This is a genomic window from Rhodococcus sp. Leaf233, assembly GCF_001426165.1.
In the GTDB taxonomy this organism is placed as follows: Bacteria; Actinomycetota; Actinomycetes; order Mycobacteriales; family Mycobacteriaceae; genus Rhodococcoides; species Rhodococcoides fascians.
Genome location: NZ_LMRO01000002.1, coordinates 49,955 through 72,761, shown reverse-complemented (window position 1 = coordinate 72,761; position 22,807 = coordinate 49,955). Strand labels below are relative to the sequence as shown.

16 protein-coding genes are annotated in these 22,807 nt (G+C 61.9%); all 16 read right to left on the bottom strand.

What is annotated here, in order from left to right:
* Window positions 1-34: 34 nt before the first annotated feature.
* Window positions 35-1,273 carry a hypothetical protein gene (locus tag ASH04_RS05840; RefSeq protein ID WP_057473015.1) on the bottom strand — a complete coding sequence of 413 codons (1,239 nt, stop codon included), beginning with the start codon at window positions 1,271-1,273 and terminating at the stop codon, window positions 35-37.
* A gap of 69 nt (window positions 1,274-1,342) precedes the next feature.
* Window positions 1,343-2,002 carry a hypothetical protein gene (locus ASH04_RS05835; RefSeq protein WP_057473014.1) on the bottom strand — a complete coding sequence of 220 codons (660 nt, stop codon included), beginning with the start codon at window positions 2,000-2,002 and terminating at the stop codon, window positions 1,343-1,345.
* A gap of 190 nt (window positions 2,003-2,192) precedes the next feature.
* Window positions 2,193-2,915 (bottom strand): hypothetical protein, encoded by a 723-nt coding sequence (locus ASH04_RS05830; RefSeq protein ID WP_155288614.1) that lies wholly within the window; start codon window positions 2,913-2,915, stop codon window positions 2,193-2,195.
* Between the two features lie 3 nt (window positions 2,916-2,918).
* On the bottom strand, window positions 2,919-3,965 hold the full coding sequence (locus ASH04_RS05825) for a hypothetical protein (RefSeq protein ID WP_032373205.1): 1,047 nt from the start codon (window positions 3,963-3,965) through the stop codon (window positions 2,919-2,921).
* Between the two features lie 143 nt (window positions 3,966-4,108).
* The gene (locus tag ASH04_RS05820; RefSeq protein WP_156394478.1) at window positions 4,109-5,794 is read right to left on the bottom strand and encodes a phage tail tip lysozyme; all 1,686 of its coding nucleotides are present in this window, start codon (window positions 5,792-5,794) and stop codon (window positions 4,109-4,111) included.
* A gap of 19 nt (window positions 5,795-5,813) precedes the next feature.
* Entirely contained in the window at window positions 5,814-7,259 is a 1,446-nt protein-coding gene (locus tag ASH04_RS05815; protein WP_156394477.1) for a hypothetical protein, read from the bottom strand.
* Window positions 7,260-7,375: 116 nt separating this feature from the next.
* Entirely contained in the window at window positions 7,376-7,825 is a 450-nt protein-coding gene (locus tag ASH04_RS05810; protein WP_032373207.1) for a hypothetical protein, read from the bottom strand.
* A 284-nt stretch (window positions 7,826-8,109) separates the two neighbouring features.
* Window positions 8,110-11,895, bottom strand: a complete 3,786-nt coding sequence (locus ASH04_RS05805; RefSeq protein WP_156394476.1) for a hypothetical protein — start codon at window positions 11,893-11,895, stop codon at window positions 8,110-8,112.
* 107 nt (window positions 11,896-12,002) lie between these two features.
* A complete protein-coding gene (locus tag ASH04_RS05800) occupies window positions 12,003-14,513 on the bottom strand; it encodes a hypothetical protein (RefSeq protein WP_057473011.1) in 2,511 nt (836 codons plus the stop codon).
* Between the two features lie 289 nt (window positions 14,514-14,802).
* Window positions 14,803-15,276, bottom strand: coding sequence for a hypothetical protein (locus ASH04_RS05795; protein ID WP_057473010.1), 474 nt, complete (start codon window positions 15,274-15,276; stop codon window positions 14,803-14,805).
* Between the two features lie 238 nt (window positions 15,277-15,514).
* Window positions 15,515-17,476, bottom strand: a complete 1,962-nt coding sequence (locus tag ASH04_RS05790) for an AAA family ATPase (protein WP_235579943.1) — start codon at window positions 17,474-17,476, stop codon at window positions 15,515-15,517.
* Window positions 17,477-17,718: 242 nt separating this feature from the next.
* A complete protein-coding gene (locus tag ASH04_RS05785) occupies window positions 17,719-18,006 on the bottom strand; it encodes a helix-turn-helix domain-containing protein (RefSeq protein WP_057473009.1) in 288 nt (95 codons plus the stop codon).
* A gap of 91 nt (window positions 18,007-18,097) precedes the next feature.
* Window positions 18,098-18,988, bottom strand: coding sequence for a hypothetical protein (locus tag ASH04_RS05780; protein WP_057473008.1), 891 nt, complete (start codon window positions 18,986-18,988; stop codon window positions 18,098-18,100).
* Window positions 18,989-19,039: 51 nt separating this feature from the next.
* Window positions 19,040-19,585 (bottom strand): hypothetical protein, encoded by a 546-nt coding sequence (locus ASH04_RS05775; RefSeq protein WP_057473007.1) that lies wholly within the window; start codon window positions 19,583-19,585, stop codon window positions 19,040-19,042.
* A gap of 106 nt (window positions 19,586-19,691) precedes the next feature.
* Window positions 19,692-22,061 carry a DNA topoisomerase gene (locus ASH04_RS05770; RefSeq protein WP_235579942.1) on the bottom strand — a complete coding sequence of 790 codons (2,370 nt, stop codon included), beginning with the start codon at window positions 22,059-22,061 and terminating at the stop codon, window positions 19,692-19,694.
* Between the two features lie 19 nt (window positions 22,062-22,080).
* A complete protein-coding gene (locus tag ASH04_RS05765; protein ID WP_156394475.1) occupies window positions 22,081-22,572 on the bottom strand; it encodes a hypothetical protein in 492 nt (163 codons plus the stop codon).
* Window positions 22,573-22,807 lie beyond the last annotated feature (235 nt).

Here is a 22,807-nt window from a genome sequence, read left to right as displayed (position 1 = left end):
CGAAATATGCTCGGTGTCAGCCCCGTTCGGGCACTCAGCCGCCTAGCTGCGGGCCGTCGTGGTCCGTCGTCCGAGGGGCGTTTCCTTCGGACAGGTGATGTGTCGCCTCGGTCTGCTGATTCTGACGGGCCCGACGCGCCGACGCCTCGCGGGCCTGTCGCGCCTTACGAGCCTTGATCGCCGAATCATCCTCTGCTGCTTCGCCGAAAGAGAATCCGTTGTCCTCGTGCTCTGCAATCAGTGACGCAACGATTGGGTCCTGTGTGGACAGCGTGAGCGTGGGCAGCGAGGTGTCGTCATCCTGCGAGCCGTCCTCGAGTGAGAAGCCGCTCAAATCGAGGTCGTCGAGGTCGATGTTCTCCAACTGCGCTGCAGCCCTGCCCAATTCATCGTCGTTCGTGGTCGACCTGTCGGTCGCCGGCGGGGTACTCTCGATAGAATCGTCGGCCAGTCCAGGAGACAACAGATTCGCGCGAACACGATCGGACCGTGACCGCACCGCCCGCATATCCTCACGCAATCCGCGCAACGCCCTCGGCGCATCCAGGTCGACGTCCAACAGTGCTGTGAGCCGCTCGACGAGGTTCTTGCTCGCAGAGCCGGCAGTCATCCTCGGATCGCCTGCCTCTCCTGCCCTGCCAAAGGAGAAGTCGGCCAGGTCAGCCTGTTCCGAGGTCAATTCCTGATCAACGCCCAATACCTCGTGCCCCGTGATCTTGCCGGCCTCGATCAGCGGGCCTCGATGGTCCGGGAACTGTTCAGCGAGTTCGTATCCCGACGTCTCGAATCGCATATCGAAAAAGCGCATCGGTCCCAGGTCCGCGATCGCCAACGGCGGCGCGCCTTCCTGGTTCGGCGGCAGGATCCGAAGATCGATCCGGGTGTCGACCTCGAACGGCAGGCCCACCAACTTCTCCGGCGGACCGAAACCGTCCATGTACATACCCTTGTCGAGCAGCGTCGCAAGCTGTTCCGCGTTGAACGGGTAGTCCCCGACAATCCTGATCGACTCTTCTTCGTTGAGCCCGATCTCACCGATGTTGTAGGGCATCTCCTGTGGATTTTCCGGAATGAGTCGGTCCAAACGACCGATGAGGCGAAGCTGAGGTACGTGCTGGTGACCGACATAGTCGAACGTCGTCGATTGCAATGTGAACACAGCGAGCATGGGGATCTGCTCGAGGCTGATCATGCCGGCAGGGTTCGCGGCCACCAGCTGCCTGGCCAAAGGCGTCGCTGCCGAAAATCCTGCGAGCTTGATGGGCTTGTCCATACTGCGTACTCCTCGTAAAGGCTGACTTCAGAAGGTTTCCGGCCTGGTCGACGGGCGCACCGCCCCCGATCACCTGTTTGCGGTAGCGGCAGTGTCCCTGGCCGCGTGCGCCTTGTCGTCCCCTGCTCGATGTCTCCGACCTGCGGCCTTCGCGCTGTCGCTGTCGATCTTCTGCGCGCGGCGATCACGTCTGTCCGCGAGCACGCTGGTGCCGTATCCGGCGAACAGACCAAGTGCGAGTCGACGGGTCCATTCCCACGACCACAGGACCACGCGTCGAAGGGCGAGGCACGTCAACCCCGCAAGTACCAGCACGAAGAAGACCACGGGAATTACCCAGGTGAACAAGAAGCGGTCGCTGGTGCTGGCCGCCAGTTCGACCGGAACACCCAGTTCGCCGAGCACTGACGCTGGAATCCGGGTGATCACGTTGACGCCTACGATGCGCACTAGCGTGCTCGCCAACACCACGAGCAGCGGCCATCCGATCACCATCAGGCACACGAACAAGATGAAACCGCCGACGTGTCCCAGACGATTGTGTGCGCGCACGGTCCACTCCGGGGCACCCGCGTCTACCACCGCGAGGCCGAGGGGGCCCAGGTCCTCCTGCCTCGCGGCAGCGTTCCGCGCCACGCTCTGACGAATCTCACCCAGCGCGACACCGATCTCAGCACGAGCGTCGCTCGCTCCGGTTCCGGCGTCTCTGCGTTTGTTCTTCGCGGTCATGTTCCTACCTCGTCCTCCCGTGGCCGTGCGTGGACCACGGTCCCTCGTCGGCGGTCCAAGACCGTCCTGCGTACCTTGCAGACTATTATCTGGAATAAATCTTATCATCAAGAAAGCCGCAGGTGAACATGAGTTCTACCTGCGGCGTTTCCCTAATTTGCCGGACTCGTGACTTTCTTTGCAGACTTTTCTAGCCTGACCGCTGGACCCCTCCAGGGATTGTGTAGGCGTCGAGATTTCCTGGCTTGCCGTCGATCATGTCGTAGCTCAGTGACACGAAGGCGGTGGAGCTCGATGCGCCGGAGCCGGAGGCCACACGCATCTCGACGATCGAGAAGTAGCCGTACACATCACCGGCAATGCTGGTCACCGAGCTGTTGAGCGAGACGAATTCGCTCTTCATGTCTTTGTCGAACGCGCCGTATGTTTTGCCCGATGGGGCCGTACGCTGCGCACCCTGGTCCTCCCCCGGCATGAACACCTGCATGAATTGACTGTCTTCGGCGAATCCGTAGGTCTTCATCACCTTGTCGCGCTGATCGAGGTACTCGCTGAGGCCGTTCCACGTCAGGGCACGCTTCATCAACTCTGTGATGGTCTGATCGTCGTCATCCTTGTGGTCGATCTCAAGGCCGTTGGTCGCCTCTTCGACCGCCGCTCCCTGCTCGCTGTGCACCTGGTCCTGATTCATCGAGAGTTGCCCCTGGAGCGAAAGGATCTCCGACCTCTGGCTGGCCAGGTCGGCGTCTCGGTCGGATGAGATCCCGCCCAACACCAAATACACAGTCACGAAGACCACCGCCGTCACGATCACAAGCGCGTTGCGCATCAAGAATTTACGGAACCGCTCCTGCTTTGAGTCCGACGCGTCGGCGTGAAAGCTCCCCGCGGTTCTGCTCTTCTGGTTACTCATCGCTCAGTTCACTCCGTCCAGGCCGGGGTCGGCCATCTCGGGGTCCTGCGCATCCGTCGGCGCCGGAGTTGTAGTCGAGCCCGCCGTGCCGGTGGGCGTAGGAGTAGGTGTGGCGCTGGTGGTTCCGGTGCCCCTGCTCGATCCTGTCGTCGGCGTCGCGCTCAGGGCGTCATCGATCAAATCCTTCTCGTTCGGTGCGGCGACCAGTGACTTCTCCGTGCTTCCTTCCGGTGGACTCGTCGTTGCCCCGAGCCGCGCATTGCCCTCCGTGGTGAGGCCGCGCTTCATGTCGTAGAACTCGCCACGCTGTGGGTCGAATTTGCCGGTCACCCAGGCAAGCAGCATTCCGTCGTTCTCTCCGCCTACGAAGCTGGCCTCCCACAGCGCAGTGATGCTGCCCGATCCATCGACCGTCTTGGTCGGAATCGAGCGCCACTCCCAACTGTCTCCCGACACCCGTATCCAGGCTGCCTGGCCCTTCTCGTTCTTTCCCGGCTCGTGCGGCTGATACCACTGTCCGTGCGGAAGGAAAGCGCCGCCGCTAAGAGAGCCGGTGGTGAAGTACTTCTTTGCTTCGTCGACCAGACCCCCGTATTCCCCGAGAGCCGCACTGCGGTCACGCACCTCGAAGTTCAGGCCGCCCATCTCGTTCTGCAGAGTGGCGAGTTCCTCGCCCTTGGCCGCTGCAGTGCTGAACGCCGGCCGCAGTTCATCTGCATCGGGCACCGACTCGGCAGCGACCTCGGACTCGGCGAGCGCCTTCTCCAGCTCTCTGATCTCCGCGAGATTCGAGCGCACGGCGCTCTCGTGCGCGGAACTCGTGCCGGTGAAGTACACAACCATGCCCAGGCTTGCGACAGCGAGAACTACCACCATGGTGTATCGAATCACCGAGGCCTTGGGTGCACGCCTGCGCGCGTCGTCGATCCGGCTTCTCTGGGATGCTTCACGGGCCTTGCGCATGCGATCGGCCATGCCTGCCTCGGGGCGATGCGCCGAATTCTCGGTAGGTTCGGTCCCGCGATTTTCGGTCGGCGTGTCCTCGTCCATGGAGAACATCCTCTCATTCGGAGTATTTTCAAAGTAATTTTGACTAGTTTCAAAAGTCGCTATCGATGCAGGTGAGAGCGCCTATTGTCCGAGACACGAGAATATCACGATAAATCGGATCGACACCTGGCTCGGCACTGCTGTCACGGTCCCGGCGTCGTGGAAGCCGCTGTTTTGTCGCCCTTTCCGGGCTTCATCCCGGCGGGAGCTTTGACGTCGGTGAACTCCGAGTCCGTCTCTTTGCTCTTGGACCGGTAGGCGACGAAACTGCGGCCGTCATCGCTGATCGCTCCGAAACTGTCGAGCGCCGGAGACCTGTCATTGAGCGAGGCATGCCCGATGACGGCGTCTGGCTCATGGTCCGACTCGTTCGGCCACACCTTCTTCACCGCGTCTTCGCCCACGTACATCTCGATGTGGTTCGGGGCGATCAGCACGTCACCGGGCTTGAGATCGGCCTCGTTCATCGCGGATCCGACCTTCTCCCATTTGTCCCGGCCCTCTCCGTTGACGTACTGCTCCTGGGCACTAACAGGGCCGGGAGGGAACGCGTCGTCGGTTCCGCTCCAGCGCACAGCCGAGCCGACGCCTCGGTCGCAGCTGGCGTAGTACGGGTCACCCGTGTACACCTGGTCGTGGACATACATGTACAGGTCCGTGCCGTCGTTTCCTCGGCTGTCGTCGAGGAACGGCCACGCGAAGGACACCATCGCTTCGGCCGCTGAACTGTTCCCTCCACCGGCGCTGCCGCCGCCTCCGCTCAGGCCCGGGCAGTTCAGCAGTTCCGCCACGAGCGCTTTGTTGTCGGCCGTTCGCTGGGTCTGCCCGGCAAGGGCCAGAACCGACGACCCAAGTGAGCTGTCAGCCGACCAGCTCCTCATTTTCACGTACCAGATTCCGGCCTGCTCTCGGCGCGTGACATCGTTGGCCCCACCCCGGGCCTGATCTGCTGGGTTCTCCCACTCGTCGAGGTAGTAGAAGGCAGCGTCGCCAGGATCGTCGGCACCGGGATTCTTCCCAGCAATCATGTCTTTGAAGATCGGTGCCCCCGAGTCCTCACTCATCGCGAATGCCAGCTGGATCTCGATGTCGTGCCAGTCACCGCCCTTGTCCTTGGCGTAATCGAGCAGCTGTTGCGCGCGGGACCCTGTCCATTGGCCCAAACCCAGACCAGTCGAGTTACCTCCGAATCCACCCGCATCGATCTTGCTCTGCTTCTTCGGCCCGACCTTGTACGGCTCGTCGAAGATGTTCTGGATCGACGTCGGGTCGATGCCGGACTCGGTCTGGAAGTTGCCGAGCACCCCAGCGATGTTCTGATCGTTCATTCCGGCGTAGCTCAGAACCGAGTAGACCTTCTTGGCCTGCTCCTCCATACTCGCGTCGACGGTCGCAGCATCACCGCTGCGTGCCCGTGTCGTGGGAGACTCGGTCAACTCCTGGCAGATCTCGCTCAGCGACTCGCGCCGCTGTCCCTTCTGATCGATGACCTGTCCGCCCAGAGACAACACCAAAGCCAATATCAACCCACTACCGCCCACTGCGACGCCCGTGCCTGCGCCTACCGAGAGCGCCCCGCCGGTGAGACCTGAGACCTTTGCTCCCGCTTGGACACCCGCCATGGCGAGTTTGCGTACCCCGGCGCCTACCCATCGAGAACCGCCCCGCGCGGCATTAATCGCGAGCCCCGCACCAGAGAGTGCGCCACTGCCCGTGGCCGCGCCCGCTTTACTCAGCGCAGCCTCACTCGCTTTGGCTCCGCTGTCGTCTTCTCCCGAGCCCTGGTGGTCTCGCCGCGGCTGTACCGGCGGCATATCGCCTTTGCTCATCGGCGCACCAACGCCGCGGTCACGAGCGGAAGCTCGCCGTTGTGGGACCCGACGCCTTAGTTGAGCCTGATGCCACTTGGTCCAACGTCTGCTCCATCACGAGCAACTCGAGCAGATCCACAGTTTGATATGACCGCTTGAGCGTGAAGTAGTTGTCGTAGGCGGCCATCGCGTTGTTCCGCAGCTCGATCAATGGCTTGGAGGCGGTGTCCTTGGGCCGCAGGTCGTTGATCGATTGGCCGTTGCTCAGCGGCCACCGCAGATCCCGTGAGCTCATCGACGGGATCGGCTGGCTCGACAGCGTCGCCAGATACTCGCCAATCGAGCCCTCCCGGGCACCGAGTGTCTCGAAGTAGCCGTCGGCCACAGAGCGCTGCCTCCAGTCGAAGTCGGTGCCGCCCGACATCGCCCCCGGCGAGTTCAGGGTGTACCCGTTGACCCAGTAGCCGTTGGAGAACGTGTCGAGCAGCCTGGCGCGCTCTGTCTTCGATCCGACACCCTCGACCTCGCTGGCGGGCTTTTCGGAGAGCGCCTTGCGCAGTTCGGTCGACGACATACCCGTGATCGAGTCGCCGTCGATGGAGGACGGCAGCGCCGGCGGAAGCAGGCGCACGCTGGGATCGTCGCCCACCGGCACACTTGTCTGGGCCATCATCGAGGTGAAATTCGAGATCCGCGTCAGCTGCGTCTTCATGTCCGCCAACTTGCCGTCGAGCACCTTCCGTTTGGCCTGTTCGTTCCGCCACGTCACTGCATCGGCGAAGATGTCCTCGGGCTCAGGTATGCGGTCGGAATCCAACGCGCGCAAAGGAGTTGCGCCACTTGCTCCAGGGTTCACCACGATCCGCCATTGGTCGTGCTCGATGAAACTGTTGTCCATTCCTGCCGCCTTGGGACGGTTGAGAGGTGTCATCAGTTCTTTGCGCGCACGCACCGTCAAGTTGATCAACTGCGAGGCGAAACCATCGGGCGCTTCGAGGATGATTCCCAGGTATCCGGTGTTCGCGAACGAGTACACCGCGCCGGCCAACGGCGTCTCGAGCTTGGTCGGGCCGCCTGCTGGACCGCCCTCGATGCCAGTCCCGTACACGTAATAGTCCGCAGCGTCCGAACTCATCTGGGAGGGGATCTCGAACTTCATGAGAACGAGCGCCCTATTGCGCTCCCGGTTGACGTACACCGGTTCCACGGTGCCCTGCACGCCGGTCCGCGACGCGACGAAACTGTTTGTGTAGAGCGCGGTTTGGCCAAGAACTGTGTTACCTGCGCTGATAGCGCCCCACACCGTCATTCCGATAACCAACGCACCGGACACCGACAATGCGGCCACGATCACTCCGAACCGTTCGATCGTGTAGTGCGAGCCCAGCTTGAATCGATCGGAGAACGTTTTCCACACTCTCCGAAAGCTTTCGAGCCGCGTCTCGTCGCCGACGACAGAAACGTCATCCGTCGAATTGGCCATCACTCACCCCTCAAGTGTCTTCTCTTCGCGGCTCCCGCAGAACCGCTGCAAAGCAGGCGAACCCCTGAACTTGTCCACATGGGTGCAAGTTCAGGGGTTCGCTTTCCGTCACAGACCTAGAGCTGAGCCACAACTCCGGTGCCGAGATCGAGCAGGCTCGGCCCGACGGCACCCTGGGAGACGGTGATCGCACCGCCACCGTTGTCCCCGAAGTTGTCGACGGTGTCCTTGCCGCCCTCTGCCAGATCGGCAATCAACTGGTAGCCACCGAAGAGCAGCACGCCACCGAGTGCGATAAGTGCGATGACCTTGCCCCAGCTCTCCCGGGACTGCTCGTTGGTGAGCTTCTGGAAGGCTTTCCATGCGGCAAACAAGAGGCAGAACACGCCGACCAGGCCCAGGAACGCGCCGCCGGCCTTTTCTGCGTAACTCTGTCCGTTGGTGAAGAACTCGATGAGGTCCCAGTCCCCGCCGCTGCTGCCACCGCCGGTTTCGTCTGCGCCGGTCTGTGCCAAGAACGTCGATCCAGCACTCTCGGCCGAAGTCACCATCTGCATGAAGCTCATCCGCGATCTCTCCTTGTCCGCCGGACAGTGCCGGGGTCGTGTCTGTGGTCTTGGTGACGTCACCGACGTATCCGTGTCGGCGACTCGGATCGCGCCTGTATAACTCCTTGATAAAAACTATATCAGCACTCTGTCCAGGTGAGGACGTCAATATCCTTGTCGAGAATAACTCTCGACAAATATCTTTATCGAGATGTACCTGCGGTGTCGGTCCGGCCTACTCGTGACGGCGGTAGCCCGGTGAACGGACCGGCACCATGGCGCTCGACGTGAGAAGGTCGAGATCAGTTCTCCCGCGGCCGCGGTGTCGGAGGGCCCTCGCCCCGTTCGCCGGTGGCCGGGGGTCGAGGTGCTGGACTGTCTCCCCGTTGGTTATGCATTGCCGCGCTCATCGCCGCTGTGGTCATCGCCGATCCTGTACCCGTGCCCCGCCGCTGCGGCGCTTGCCCGCCTGTCTGACCGCCGCCCCCGCCGCCGTGGCCGTTCCCGGATGGCGCTGCGCCCTTGCCCGACGGACCCATGGCCTCCGGCGGCCTACGCCGCGGCGGGCCCGCGAGTCTTTGCGAGACCATCGAGGACGCGGTGAGCGCCGCGGTGTGGCTGAGGGCCGAACTGTTGCCGCCGTCCCCGCCATTGGCGATGACGTCCGAACGAAGAGGCCCACCGACCTGACGAGTCTGTCCACTCTGATCGAAGGCGGCCGGCTGATTCTGCGGGGACACAGGAACAATCGCTCCCGCCGGGGATCCTGCCGGTGCACCGCTGGGGAAGTCGCTGAGCCCGCGACTGAGCACACTCGCCGCTACGGCTCGGTCACCCGCCAGTCGCGATGCCGCTGCAGCAGCGGGCTGGCTCGTCAGTTCCTGACCGTTGGCGTCTGTGAGCACCTCGCCGTTGTCGCCGAGCATGCGGCCTTGTCCGTCGAACCCTGCGACATCGTCCGCGCTCAGCGGCGAGCCGTCCTCGCCGAGAATCGGTGCACCCGTGCCGTCGTGGACGTTGCCGGTACTGGCGTCGATAGGCATCATGTCTGCTGCTGTCAGCGGCTGACCTCCGCTGCCGGTGACCGACTGGCCCGTACCGTCGACAAGGTTTCCGTCTTTGTCCATGCTCATCGAGCCGTCACCGGCCCCGGGCTTGCCCGGCGTACCGTTCCCACCGCCGTCGGGTCCTGTTCCGTCCGAATCTCCGCCTATGTCTCCACCGCCGCCATCGCCGCCGCCGTCACCGCCGAAACCACCTCCGCCCATCAGCATCGACGTGGCGGCCATACCGCCCCCGCGGGCAACGCCCTGGCGCAGTGCTCCGGGTTGGCCCGGGTCCATACCGCCGGACGCCTGGGTATCCATGAATTTGTTGACCAACCGGGTTACCGCCTGATCCACGCCGTCGAGCAACGACCTCCGGATCTTGAGCGCCATCATTGTGAAGATGATCAGGCCCAATGAGCTGACAAAAGTGATGATCAGTACGACTGTGTGAAGGTTGTTCTCTCCAGCGAGGCTCAGCAATCCGGCGGCACCGGCTCCCGCCGCGACCTTCGTCCCTTCCGACACTCCGTCTGTCAGTCTCTCGGCGAGCGGCCGTTCGAGGATGGTCGGCACGACGACGATGAGCTCCTGGACGACCTTGTAGATGAAGATCGTGCCCAGGATCTCCAAGAACATCGCGGCGGTGTAGATAACGCACTTCGCGATACCAGCGACGAAACCGAGCGTCGCGAACGGTACCGATCCCAGTAGCTGAATACCTCGCTTGAGGGACGAGATCATCATCATCATCGCGTAGGCCAGGCCGATGATCGTGAACGACAAGAGCATCGTCATCGCCGAGAACCAATACATGAACTGCGCCGGTCCAGTGCCGATCGCAGTGACGCTGGCATGCGCTTCGCGCGCCCACGAGCTGGTCGTCTGACCTGGCGTGTACACCTGCATGCCAGTCGGCCCGAACGAGGTGTTCAGGTAGTTGTACATGGCGAGTGGAGACATGTTGCACTTCGTCCGAGCCTCGCTGTCCGCCTTGCCATCCCAGTCTCGACTGACCACTGTCGAATTCAGGCACGCACCACTGCTGTCGCCCTTCGCGAATGTCATGATCGAGTAGTCGTTGCTCGGGTCCCTCTCGGCCTTGAAACTCGCGCCCGGTGCCACCTCGATGAGCGGGTTCTTCATCTTCCCCACATCGGTCCCGGTCATCGACTGCAAAGCCTCCGGCGATGACAGGTCCTGGAACCACGACGCGATCGTCTCTCGTGTCTCCTGCTCGAGCGGCGTCCCTTTGTACTTGTCCATCTCCTGGATCAAGCCCGCTTTGATGCTCGACTCGAATCCGCCGGCGCTGACGGTGTCACCGTTGCGAAATTTGTTGAGCAACTCCATGGTTGAGGTGAAAACGTTCGGATCACTCACGTCAGCGGAGCCTGTGGTGCCTCCTGTCGGACTGCTGCCGCTGACCGACGTCGCCCAACTCGTGTCGTTTCCGTTGGGTGAGGTGGAGCTGTCCTCGCCGAAAGTTGCCCACACAGGCCTGTTTCCGGCGTTGATGCTCAACGCGAGTTTGCGAGCCACCGCAGCGGTGGCACCGTTCGGGGCGTCGTTGTCCTCGTTCCACCAGAACTCACCCCTACTCTGAGCGGTTGTCGGTGGCTGTAGTCGAGGCCCATTGACCCAGGCCTCGAAATCGACGTACGTGCTCAGGACGACCTTCGTGGACTGTGCGGTGGCGGCGTCTCCGGAGGCACCCTTCATCGCGTCCAGACCTGCGGTGTAACTCGTTCCCAGCAACGGGAGGCCGACGACGAGGAAGGCGATCCTGATGATCAGAGCCTTCATCTTGCTGCCGCTGTCGAACTTGCGTAGTAGCAGCATCCCGGCGACCGTTGTCGCGATGAACATCGGGATGGTCACCATCCAGCCGAGTTCGACCATCGCGCCATAGATCTGACCGAAGAACTCACGCAAACCATCGAAGGCACCAGGTGGTTCCTCAGCGCTGCCCTCCATGCCTGCAGTGAAGCTGGGGTCGGTGTTGTCACTGACCGCGTCGACCATGAACCGGAAAGGGTTGGTCCACTGCAGAACTGACATCACCGAATCGAACGCGACGTCGACGAACCCGGCTCCGGCATATCCCGCCATCATCAGCATTCCGGACAGGCCGCGCCCGGCCGCAGCACCGCCGTCAGCGGCCATCACCGTATCGAAGCCCATTCCCGAGAGCATCGCGCCGTAGAGCAGGTATCCCTCGACGCCGCCGTCCACCGGTGCGTTCGTCTCGGCGGTTGTCCCCCTCGCTTCAGGGTTGTCTCTGTTGAACGCGGAATAGTTCACGCTGGACACATTGGCCGCATCCGCAGCACTGAACAGCCAATCCGTGCTTTCCTGCTTGCTTCTGTCTGGACTGCCGACGAAAGATCCGGCGCTGCCGGGCTGGCTCAGAATCGGTTCCCATGCGTCGAGACCTTCCTTGGTCTCCGTACCGGCCGCACCTTCGATTTCCGAATCGGCTGCCTCTGTATCTCCAGACGAGTTGCCTGCGCCCAGTGGCGACAACGCGTTGACGTAGAAGCTGGTCAGAGACGAGCTCAGACGAGCGAGTGACAGGTTCGCAACGGCCTCGTCGCCGGGCGCAGCCTTGTCCTCGGCCTCCTTCTCTTCTTTACCGAATCCCTTGCCCGCCATGCACTTGATGAAGTCGGCCTCGTCGAGTTTCGCCGGATCCGGCTCGGCTTTCTTCTCAGGATCCGCGCAGACACCGACCGCCTCCCAGAGCGCCGGGTCCTCTATCGAGCAGCCTGTCCCACCGACGATCGGCTCGTCGAGTCCAGGATCGGCAGTGGCCTCGTCGGTGGAACTCGACCCGCTGTCGGCTCCGCTCTCTGGGCAAAGTTTGGCGATGTTCTTCTCTGCCAGCTCGGTGTATCCGCGCCCGTATTTTGCGCTGGCATCGGCTGGAACCGCGTTGGCCGTGCCGGCGGACGCAATCAGGCCGGCCGCCACCATGGCGGTGAGTAAGACCACCACCAGGCCTCCCAGCAGCCTGCGACCGCACGCTCGAGATGTCGTCACCTCCCCCATCGTGAAACCTCGTCCCCGTCGTGTCGTCCCTGTACTTCGACGCGAGCGCCGATCACTTCCCTGAACCTGCACGCCCGGCGCTGCAGCTGTACTCGCTCTCATCTGCTGGTCCGATCCGCCGACAGTTGCCCTGAGGGCCTGCCTCCGTCGCGGGCGGGGTGCCCGTCGATCGCCTCACGTCGTTCCCTCGCACGCTCTTCCTCGGCCCGCTCCAGTGCTGCGAGTTCGCTGTTGACAGCAATTTTCTTGGCTCGATCGACTTCGCGTACCCGCGCCGCGATGCTCTCGCCGCTCTCGGCGGGTCCTGCAGCGATCTTCAGGCCCAGGCTCAGTTTCGTACTGAACACCACGTTGACCGCACCGCGCCGTAGGTAATTTATCGCCAGGTCGGTTGCCGCGAGCAGCGTCTTGAGCTCGCGCGGCACTGCTGTGTGCAATGCGATTTCGTAGTTGGCGATTGTCTCCTTCGCCATCGGGCCCAGCACCGTGTAGTCGGCTCGCTCGAACTGATTGAAGCGCTGATTCGCCAACATCGCGTCGGGATTCTCGTAGAGGTATCCGACACGAGCTCCCCGTCGAAACAGTCGCTCGAACTGTGACACCAGGTACTCCTGGACCTGATCGTCGACAATCTGGTCGGCCCCATGGATCAGCAGGACGTCTCCCTCGTTCAACGAGGCGACGGCGAACCCCACCACGTTGACCAGCTGTGCCATCGCCAATCCTTTACTCCGATTGACCAGTCCGGAGAAGTCGTAGATCACTCTGCGCGCTGAGATCGCCGAGTTGATCGCTGAGGACGTCGGCTGATTGAACAAGTCCGAGTTCGCATGCAGCATGTCCTTGAACACGCCCTGCAGCGTCTTGATCGCGCGTTGTGCGTCTGCATCCTGGTTGCCCTGCTGGAGCAGCTTCTTGTGCATCGTGTCGAGGTACGGCACGAAGTGCTGGAGTAGGGGGACCTCGTTGTGGTCGAGGCCGACCAACCGAAGTTTCTCCTGGTTCTTCTCTGCCGACCGTGCCCACATCTTCTGGTCGATATAGAACTCGGTCAATCGATCCTTGAGCTCGCTGCGGATGATCGAGATCGCAGCCGGATCGCCTGCGCCCAAGGCCTGTTCGGCCATCAGGACCAACTTGGTCAGATGGATGCCGTACAGACTGAGTTGATCCTCGCGTGATCCGAACAGCTCGAACATGTTCACGTCACCGCGCGTCATGTCCAACCGCGCGGTCAGCTTCTCGAGCGGTGGCCCGAGCTTTTCCAACTCGGCCCCGTTCAACACCAGGTGCACGACCCGGTGGTTGTTCAACAGTGCGGCCTGGCTGAGTTTGCTCCCCCACATGTCGACCACCCGGGCGCGGTCGAGTGCGTGGTTGAGCCCCTGATCGGCCAGGACCACGTGATGCCGCCAACGGTCGACCTCGAACAGGATTGCCGAGTTGTTGAAGTCCCCGCCCATCTGACCGACGAACTCGCCGGCAGGATCGCTGAGCCCGTTGGTAACCAGCGAGTACGACCCCGCGTACTCCGTTGAGGTCATGTGGAATCCGTCGCCTCGCTTGTCCTGATTGGGCGCAAACAATGTCGAAAGCTCCTGCCGCTGCTCCCCGTGGTACGGCGCGGCGTGCAACGACGAAAACGCGTCGATGTATTGGCGGGCCAACTTGTCGATGGCCAGGTCCAACGCCGCGAGATTCGGCGCATGGAGCAGGAGTCGGTTCTGAACCGACAAGTACGACGCACCGTCCTGCAGTTCGGCCACCGTGCTGTACAGATCGTCTGCTGCCTTGGCTGCCGTCCGCTTCGTGCTCATCGTGCCGCCGTCGGCCTGTTCACGCTCTTCGAGTCGATCGAGCTTGTCAGCTCGCTTGAGCGCGCCCTCCACCCACTTCTCGTCCTTGCGCTCGATCTGCTCGAACACGATCGCCGACACGCCATCCGGCAGGTCAGCGGGGATCCGGCTCACTCCCCAGAAATTCGGGAACTCGTCGCGTGCTTCGTCGCGGTGGAAGAGCGCCAGAACGCAGGCCACGGCCCCCGTACCGTCGATCTCGTAGTAGTCGGATCGGAACACGTATCGCTCTCGCGGCTTGATGGCCACCAGATGGGCGTAGAGCTCGAGCGACTCTCCGAGGGCTTCGATGTAGAGCTTCCGCTGCTCCTTCGACATCTTTTCGACGTCGAAGGAGGCGTCATCGGCCTTGGCTGCCTGCTCTGCCGCAATCTTTGCGGTGATCTCGTCGAGTCGACTGGTGCTGAAACGACCAGAGCGCCGACTCGGCGACGGTCCGTGCGCCTCCGGTCCTCCGCGGCGCAGGCTCTCCACCCGAGATTGCACGTCCTCGGTGACGACATTGAAGATCTCGTCACCGAGGACGTCCTCGAAATCGATGTCCTCGGTGTCTGGGCTTGACGGACGGCGGCCGGCATCGTCTGCGACGTCGATCTGGCCGAGTGGACTTTCCTGCCCGCGAGTCGATTTTCCCCATGACTCACCCCAGAGATCACCGTCGACATCCGCGTCGGTCTCATCTGCGGTGTCGGGCTCGATACCGAAGATGGAGTAGTCGATGTCAGCGTCGTTCCTCCGCTTGAACAGGCCCATCTTCGCAATCCCACCCTAGAGTCGATAATTGGGTCGAGTCTAACACGGTGAGTTTTTTTGCGACCGGCCCAAGAAGCGATGTAGTACCTGTTCAAAGGCCTAATGTGGGACTTGGATACTTTCTTGTCCAATTTCTCGAACTATCCCGAGAACTATGATCCGGCTAGTGGGAGACACCGCCTGCTACGACACAGAGAGCCTCGCTGCAGGCGAAAATGCAGCGAGGCTCTCTGTGTCGATCTGAGTCGAAACGTTCGCGGTCGGAGGTGGACCACCTGCGACCGCTCAGTCACTGGTCCCAGTCGCAGTAGCCCATGACTTCCGAGGGCACGGCGTTGCTCGCCAGCAACCCGCGCAACTTGTCCAGCTGTGCTTCGTCGTCCGCGTAGATCATCCAACTTCGATTGGTCAGCACCTTGGTATCGCGTGAAGCCTGCCCCTGGCTGCACTCACGTTCGCGTTCTCCTGATTGCCGAACCCATGTTCCCTCTGCGAGCTGGAACTGCACTCCCTCCAGGGTGCAGTTCCGGCGGTCGATCGCACCTGAGGCCTCGCAGCTGCCGCCGGCGGCAGCAACGCCCTCGCTCACCGGTCTCGCATCGAGCATCTTGTCGATCTCGGCCGCATCGTCGGCCGAGTCGGCTCCCCGGCCGAGCAGCCAGAGCAGCGCGACGATACCGACCACCGCAACCAGAACGGCCCCCACTACGGTCAGCAACAAGGTCCGCCGACTGGTCCACAACTCTCGCATCACTGTGGTCATCGCAGAACCAGCTCCGCGTTCGACGTCCTACTCATGTTCTCGTCCCGTCCCTTCGGTGTCACAATGTCGCATTTCACTTCATTCCTGATGGCACAAGGGATTTCTTCGCATCCCTTCGGTCCATGGTGATCATCCGGTCTCCCGGATCCCGCCCGAGTCGAACTGGATCCACACGGCACGGTCGCCTTAGTGCCATATGGTCGGGGGCAGAGTCGGGGATCGCTCACCACAGCTGGACTCACGATTGCTCCGTCCCGCTTGGGTCGAAATGCCGGTAACTCTGCTTGGTCACGCATTTCACCACTGCGTTCAAGAAGCTCGCCGGGTTCGGGACCTGCACAGACCATCTCTCACCGGTGCGCGTGTTCCACAGCACCCCTGAATCGATGTCGATACCGGCATACCGGGCCATGGTCACGTACAGGGCAGTCTGCAGAAACATCTCGTGGTCGAGGGCGCTGGTGAACTTCAGCTCGAAAATCTGGCGGTGATGAATGGCATCGGCGATTCCCGAGAACGTGATCGGACTCCAGTTCGTGCTGCCTGCTCGGGCGGTGCCGGCCAGACTCAAGCCGACCTGGACCTGGCAGTTACGAGGAAGTTGCTGACTCAGGCGCTGAACGAGCGCAGTCGCGACCTCCGTGGAGATCGTCGCGCTCACCTGGTTGTGATAGCGCATCTGCTGCGTCTCGATCGCCGCCAGGACCAAGGAGTCCTTCCAGGGCTCCCCCTTGATCTCGGTCACCAGGCTCGCGGCCAAACGTGAAGTCTGCAGCATCATCACCGCTTGCGCGGTCGCGTCGTGGTGATCGAAGAACAGGGCCTCCTGGTACGCGCCGACCGCAGGCGAGAGGTCGATCAGCCCGTCTGCGCGATCGATCACGATCTCGTTCTCTGTACCGTCATCGAGACGTTCGCGTTTGATCAGTTGCATTGCAGCGGCGATGTTCTCGGCGTATTTGAACCCAAATGCCGATGCAGCCGCGAAAGGTCTGGTGTACTGCGGGCGCGTTGCGCTCGGAAGCGCGGTGAACCGGCGAATCGGGAGCTGTCCGATCATCGGTTCCGCGCCGGGGTCGGTCGGTAGCGGGTTCTTACGCATCGCGCCGCTACGCACGAAGACCACGTCGGACTTGCCCCGGCTCGCCGCGACGAGGAAGACGTTGCGCAGTACCTCGTAGTCGGTGTTCGGAAACTTGCACCGCATGTTCCAGTTGTCGAGGCTGTAGTCGAAGATCACGCACACCGGCCGCTCCATGCCCTTGGAGGCGTCGAACGTGGTGAAGACGGCAACTCCGTCTTGCGGCCGGATCGTGGAGTCACCGTCGCGAATCGATGCGAAGACCGTCGACTTGTTGTACCGCTCCGGAGCAAGCTTTTCCGCTTCGTTGAGTGCGTGCACCATCGCCCCCGTCCGCTTACCGAGGCACAACAGATTCCCGGGTTCCGTGGCGGCGATGAGCTCGATCGCGTCCGCATGGTCGAGCACACGTACCCGCTGGTTGTCGTTGACACCCACGATGGGCTTGTTCCATGCCGTACCCAGCAGAGAGCCCATCATCGGGCCCATTCTGAAACTCTGCGTGAAGGGAAGCATGGTGGGATCGACACAGAACTCGCGTGCGAATGCTTGAACGTCGAGTGTGGTGTCGCTGCGCACTTTCTGCGACAGATCACCGACCAGCACGACCTGCATGCCAGAATTGGTGCTCTTGATGTTGCGCAACAGGTCCGCATATTCGGTGTTGATGTCCTGGTACTCGTCGACGACGAGGAGGTCGTACAGCTCGAACTCCGTTCGGATGTCTGCGAAGTGGTCGTTGAAGGCCTGCACCGACTCTCCTACCCCGCAGTTCACACCCAGCCGCAGCAGATGTGGGTAGACGACTCCGTGGTAGTTCTGCACCCGCGCGCCGCCGACTCGATCCTGGGCGTCCGCCTTGAGCAGGCGACTGTAGGTCAGGTAGAGGATCCTCTTGCTCGGGCTCAGCCGCGCACACAGTTGTTGAATCGTGCTGGTCTTGCCCGAGCCGATGCTGGCGTCGACGATGACGTCGTTGCCGGCCACGACGGCGTCGATCACGGCTTGTTGCTCGTTGCTGAGCGTGAGGTGTGGGGTTGTCGGCGCGGGCGCGACCGGGGGCCTCGGGACGTCGACGTCCAGCGCGGTCCCCGTCATCACTTCTGCTCCTGCTGCCATCGGACTTTCCCTCTCACGGATGCGTCGCGGATCGACGTAGCCGACACTGTCGGCCTGAATTCTTTTACCTTGCAGCGGTGTTGGTTTCGACCGTTGATGTCGCTATGTCGGATACCGCCGGTGTTGCTGCGGCTGTTCTGACTCCGACCGGCACGCGAGGTAGTCGCCACCGTGCCGGCTCCAGACTCGATCACGACTGCCGTCCGGCCGCTCCGGCCTGACCTGCGTGCGGTCAACCGTTGTTACCGCCTGCGCGCAGGGGTGTACTTCTGGTTGGGATCGTCGAGCTCACCCATGAGGTAGGCCGTGGTGGTGTCGAGAACGGCCGCCAAAACCGCCACATCGTCGACGTCGACACGACGCTGCCGGGTCTCGATTTCTGCAATCGCCTGTCGGCCCATCCGACGCCCCGCCTCAGTGACGATCAGAGCTAGGTCGGTCTGTGTTATGCCCAGGTCGGCGCGTCGACTCACCAGCCTGTCGGCCACGATGTGGCCGACCGCTCCAATGACGATCGCGTGCTTACCCATGCGGATGATCCTACATTGGGCCTCGGATGGTTCCGGAGCCGTTACTGTCGATGACATCGTTTGTCCTATCGGCCTTTTCGTCAACGGCGACCTACTTGATCGGTTCGATCCTGTCCTTACCGGGGCTCTGGTAGACCGAGCGCAGGACCTCCAGCCCGTCGGGACCATTGAGCAGCTCGCAGCGTCTGAACATCAGAGATGAGTTCTCTCGTTCTGCGCGCAGTACTCGATGCGCGGCCTTGAGCTCCTTCATGCTCGTGGCTCGGACCAGCAGGTACTGGTGCAGTGAACTGAACTGCCCACCCACATCGTTGACAAGAACGTCGAGCTTCTCCTGCTCGAGCGCGAGCAACTCCGGATCGCGGTGCCGCAGTTCTCGATTCTGATGCTCGATGGCTGCGATCTGCTGGAAGACCCGCTGGGACTCCTTCGTCGTCATGTAGCACCACGACGGCCCGCTATCGATCTTCTGGTGGAAGTTGTCCACCCTGCGGATGATCGCATTTCGGTCTCCCTCGAACAGCAGTGCCGAGGCACTGCCCACAACCGAGTACAGCTGCGCCACATCGCCGTTGACGTACCGAATGATCCCGCTTGCTTCGACGTCCTTGATGCCCACGATGGACAGGAAACCGTACGGCTTCGAGTTGGTGCGGGTCATCACCTTGCGTTTACGCGTCGGTATGTACTCCAGCAGTGCCGGCAGTTGCATGAACTTCATGTCGCCGGTCTTCGTCTGCTTACCCAGCACCGCCGCGGTGACGGTCATCCAGATCACCAGGAACACAAGCACTATCCACGGCGCGGCGGACAATGGGCTCTGAGTCACGACCCACGCGGTGACGAATATGAACAGTACCCAGTACAGGATGATTTTGATCGAGATCGGTTTGCTCTTGAGTTGCCATGCCTGAAGCGTGATCTTGTGATCGAGTCGACTTCGATCAATGCTGACCGGAATCTTGTACGAACTCTTTGCCAATTCCCCGCTCCTTTCTCGTCGCTGCACTCGACCGAGATGGCCGTGGCAACATCAGTTTCCGAAATCCGGTTTGAATCCCACGAACGGCACGACCCTGCCGTCTCCTGCCTCGAACGTCTGGGGCTGGAGTCGACCGACGGCCTCGTATTCGTTACCTGCCCTCGATATTGCAGTGAACCCAACGAATTCGTCGGCCAGCAGCGCCCTTACCTCGCCCTCGCTGAAGGTGTGGGTTCCGAAAGAGCGCCTGAATTTCACCTTCGTTCCGGTGCGCGCCCACACGCCTTCGGCATGAGTGGCGCTGTTGGCCTCCTTGGTAAAGCCCACGTATGGGATCGGTCCCCGATCGGGATCGTCGTCGGGGTCGAACATCTTTCCTTCGAGATGCCCGACCACGCTCTCGCTGCTCCCATCGTTGCGAGTCAGCACGAACGAGACGCTTTTCCCCGCGCACAGGGCAGTCACCTCGTCGTCGGTGAATCGGTGGCCGGCCCATGTCCGGTTGAACCTCGTCGCGGTCCCGTACTCGGTGCAGTAGTGCAGATCATCGGGTAGATCGACGAATTCGCGCTCGGTGAGCGTGCTCGATTCGGTCATGGCAACCGGGGTCCCTCTCTCTTTGCGTGTCGGATGATCCGACAGTCTGACACCATTGAACCACGAATACAGCCACCGGACCAGGAGTGGTCCGGTGGCTGTCCTCCTACTTGCGAACGGCGCGTTTCTTGTTGCCGGGCGGTGTCTTTCGATCCTCGAACTTCAACTGGAAGCCGAACGTCTTACTGCCCTGATAGGTCCCTGCGGCCAGCGCACCCTTGGCTCGATACGTCTTGCCTGTCTTGCTCTTGGCATCGAATTCGATGGTCTCCCCTGCCAGTAACTTCACGAGCTCCTGTTCGGTGAAGTCCTTACCCGGCCAGTGTTCGTTGGCACCCCACCCCCGACCCTTGAACGAAACCGGCTTCCCCTTCCACACTCCGCTGACCAGATCGGTCCGGGGAACACGCTCCTCGAACTGCGGCTTGAAGCTCACGTACGGATACTGCTTACCGTTCTTCTCCATCACGCCCGATTCGAGCTTTCCCTTGCAGTCGAACTGTTTTCCCGCTGCACTGGTGGCAACGATCTCGATGACCTCACCGGCGAGCAGCTTCGCTACCTCGGCCTCGGTGAATCGATGGCCACCGAACACGCGTTTCGCGCGTGTCACCACTGTTCCGGCATGGCTGAATTGCAGTGCCGCAGGCAGATCGAAGGTCTCCACCGGCTCGCGGGTGACCCCGGCGTTGCCCATCCGCTCCTTGAGCTCGCGGGGCAGCCTGCTGGCGTTCGCCTTCATCTTCTCGAGGTCGTGGCGAACCAGGTCTGCCACCAAAGACAGATAGTCGGGAGCCGCGCCGGTCCCCGCCTCGATCTGAGCCATCTGCTCGAACACCTGCTCCGTGATCGTCAGATCTCCGATGTGGGTGCCGGGCAGGATCCGGTGGTTGAGCTCGCCGATCACACTCAGGGTGATCTTGCCCCGCTTTTCGACCATCAGGGCCTTGCCGTTGCGGTTGTTCGTCACCTCGGCGTAGGTGCTCGTCCTGGTGGCACCGGTGCCCACGCTCCGCTTCTCCAGCTGTTTCATCAGCCACCCCATGGTCGGATGCGGCGGCCGTGCGGGGAAGCCTTCGTGAACGAACGGGTTCGCGACAGTACCCAGCGCTGTTGCATCCGCGGGCTGCTCGTCGCGCTCGCCGCCGTCCTCTTCCTCGACGACAAAGACGCCTTTCCATCCGAGCACTGCCGGCACGTTCAGCGAACCGACGAAGCTCGGGTACTTCTCGACATGACCACGATGTTGGTCGTACTCGTAGTCGGGAGCGAGCATCGTCAGATAGTTCTTTGCCAGGAGTTCGTAGATTTCCCTACCGAGCTCACCGTAGGTCTTCTCCACTGCATCGAGACTCGCCGGCACCGTGGGCCCCGGGCGGTTGGCACCGTGGGCACCGCCGGACTTGATGTGGCTCTTACGCGGGCCGCGGTGACTGAGAGCCGCCGGATCTACGCCGACCACCCTTGCGATCTTGTCGACCAGTGGGAGCAGCTCGTTGAACTGCTCGATCGAGATGAATTTGTCCTCGGTCCGCGGGTAGGAGACAACCTGTGCCTCGTACATCTTCTGATACGTGTCCAGTACGCTCTTCGCCCCGAAACTCTTCTTGGACAACAGAGATGACAGTCCGGCGAGGTCCATCAGTTTCGGCGGCCCGGTCTTCTTTCGGGTTGTCTCGTCGTGGACCACCGCTGACGACTGCAAGCCGCCGGGCACATCGTCCTTCTTCTCGAATCGATCTACCTCTGGGTCGGAATACGTCACGCCGTTTTCGTCTCGAAAGCGGTTCTCGTAGAACGCTTTCTTGACGTATCCGTTGTGCGCATCGAGACCGTCACCCACGATCACGACCATCGCAGACTTGAGCCGCCCATTGCGCAGTACGGTGCTCGCGCCCGCAGTTTTGGTCGCGAGCCTGGTGAATTGCATCGAGAGCATGTCCCACTTCGACCTGAAGTCGGCTTTGCGGTAGTCGCCCTCTGCCTGGATCGCGGTGACCGCTCGACGTGTCCTGAAGGCCTTCTGCAGCGACGCCGGCGTCTCGTCGAGGAACTCCATCCGCTCGAGCTTCTTGTTCTCCAGACCCAGGTATTCCACGATCTCCCAGCCCAGGAGTGAGCCTTCACCGGTTGGGTCGAGATCGGCTGCGTTGCAGACCGTCTCGCAGCCTGAAAGCACCTTGTTGAGGTCCTGCAGCAAGCTTTTCGCGTCGGAATCGGTGACCAGCTTGCCGCTGGTCAGTTTGCGTCGGACCTCGCGTTCCCATCGGAAGTCGCTGGCATTCCATGGCAGATGTTCGAGCTCCCAGCTCCGGTACTTCTCGGCGAGAGACGACGGCACCATCGCTGAGGGATCCTTCAGTTCGAGCAGGTGACCGCGAGCATTGACGATGACGTACTCCGTCCCGTCGAACGTGCCGCTCATCCCACCCAGCGCTGCCGCGAAATTGCGTGCCGCCGAGGGCTTCTCAGTCAAAATTCCAACTTTTCCCATGCTATCCACCCTTTTTCAAGTCAATTGATCCGCCACGTGCGGAACCTGCGGCCGCGCAGACGATGCCGGTCGATCCGAGCCCTGCCACCACTGCACCCGTCGCAGGCGGCCCAGCGGCGGCGAGCGATATGCCAGCGCACATCCACCACTGTTCGGCGAGGACCGTCATCCCCATCACCAGCGCAATGAGTGCCGCGTTCATCCACATGTACGGATTCAAGAGATATTCAGGCCGTCCTGCGACGCGAGCGAGGATCCCGCAGGCAATCAGAACTGCGAAGATCTCCCGCACCATCCGGCGCGGCAGCACAGCCAAGGATCGTCGAAGCCGCGGCGAGCGCAGCGACGACGGGGATACCCATATCGAGACGAGACAGAGAGCAACAGCGACGACGGCAATCAACCACGTCAGAGCAAGCGCGAATCCGGCAGCCACGCTGCTGGAGCCGACCTCTTCCGCTGCCCTCAGTACGGAATCGAAAGCGTCGAACACCGCCAGCATCGTTGGCCGCAAGGTGTCTGAGGCTGCAATATCAGCGCGTACCGAATTGAAATCGACCCACCGCGAGAGACCGAGCAGCAACGTCACCCCCGCGACACGGATAGCGAAAAAGCATGTGGGTCGCAGGTACGGCCGAAGTTCACGGACGAACCTTGCTGCTGGCCGCGTGTTTGCAGTGTCAGGTAACAGGTCTCCGGGACTCATCTGAACAGCTCCAATCGAATAG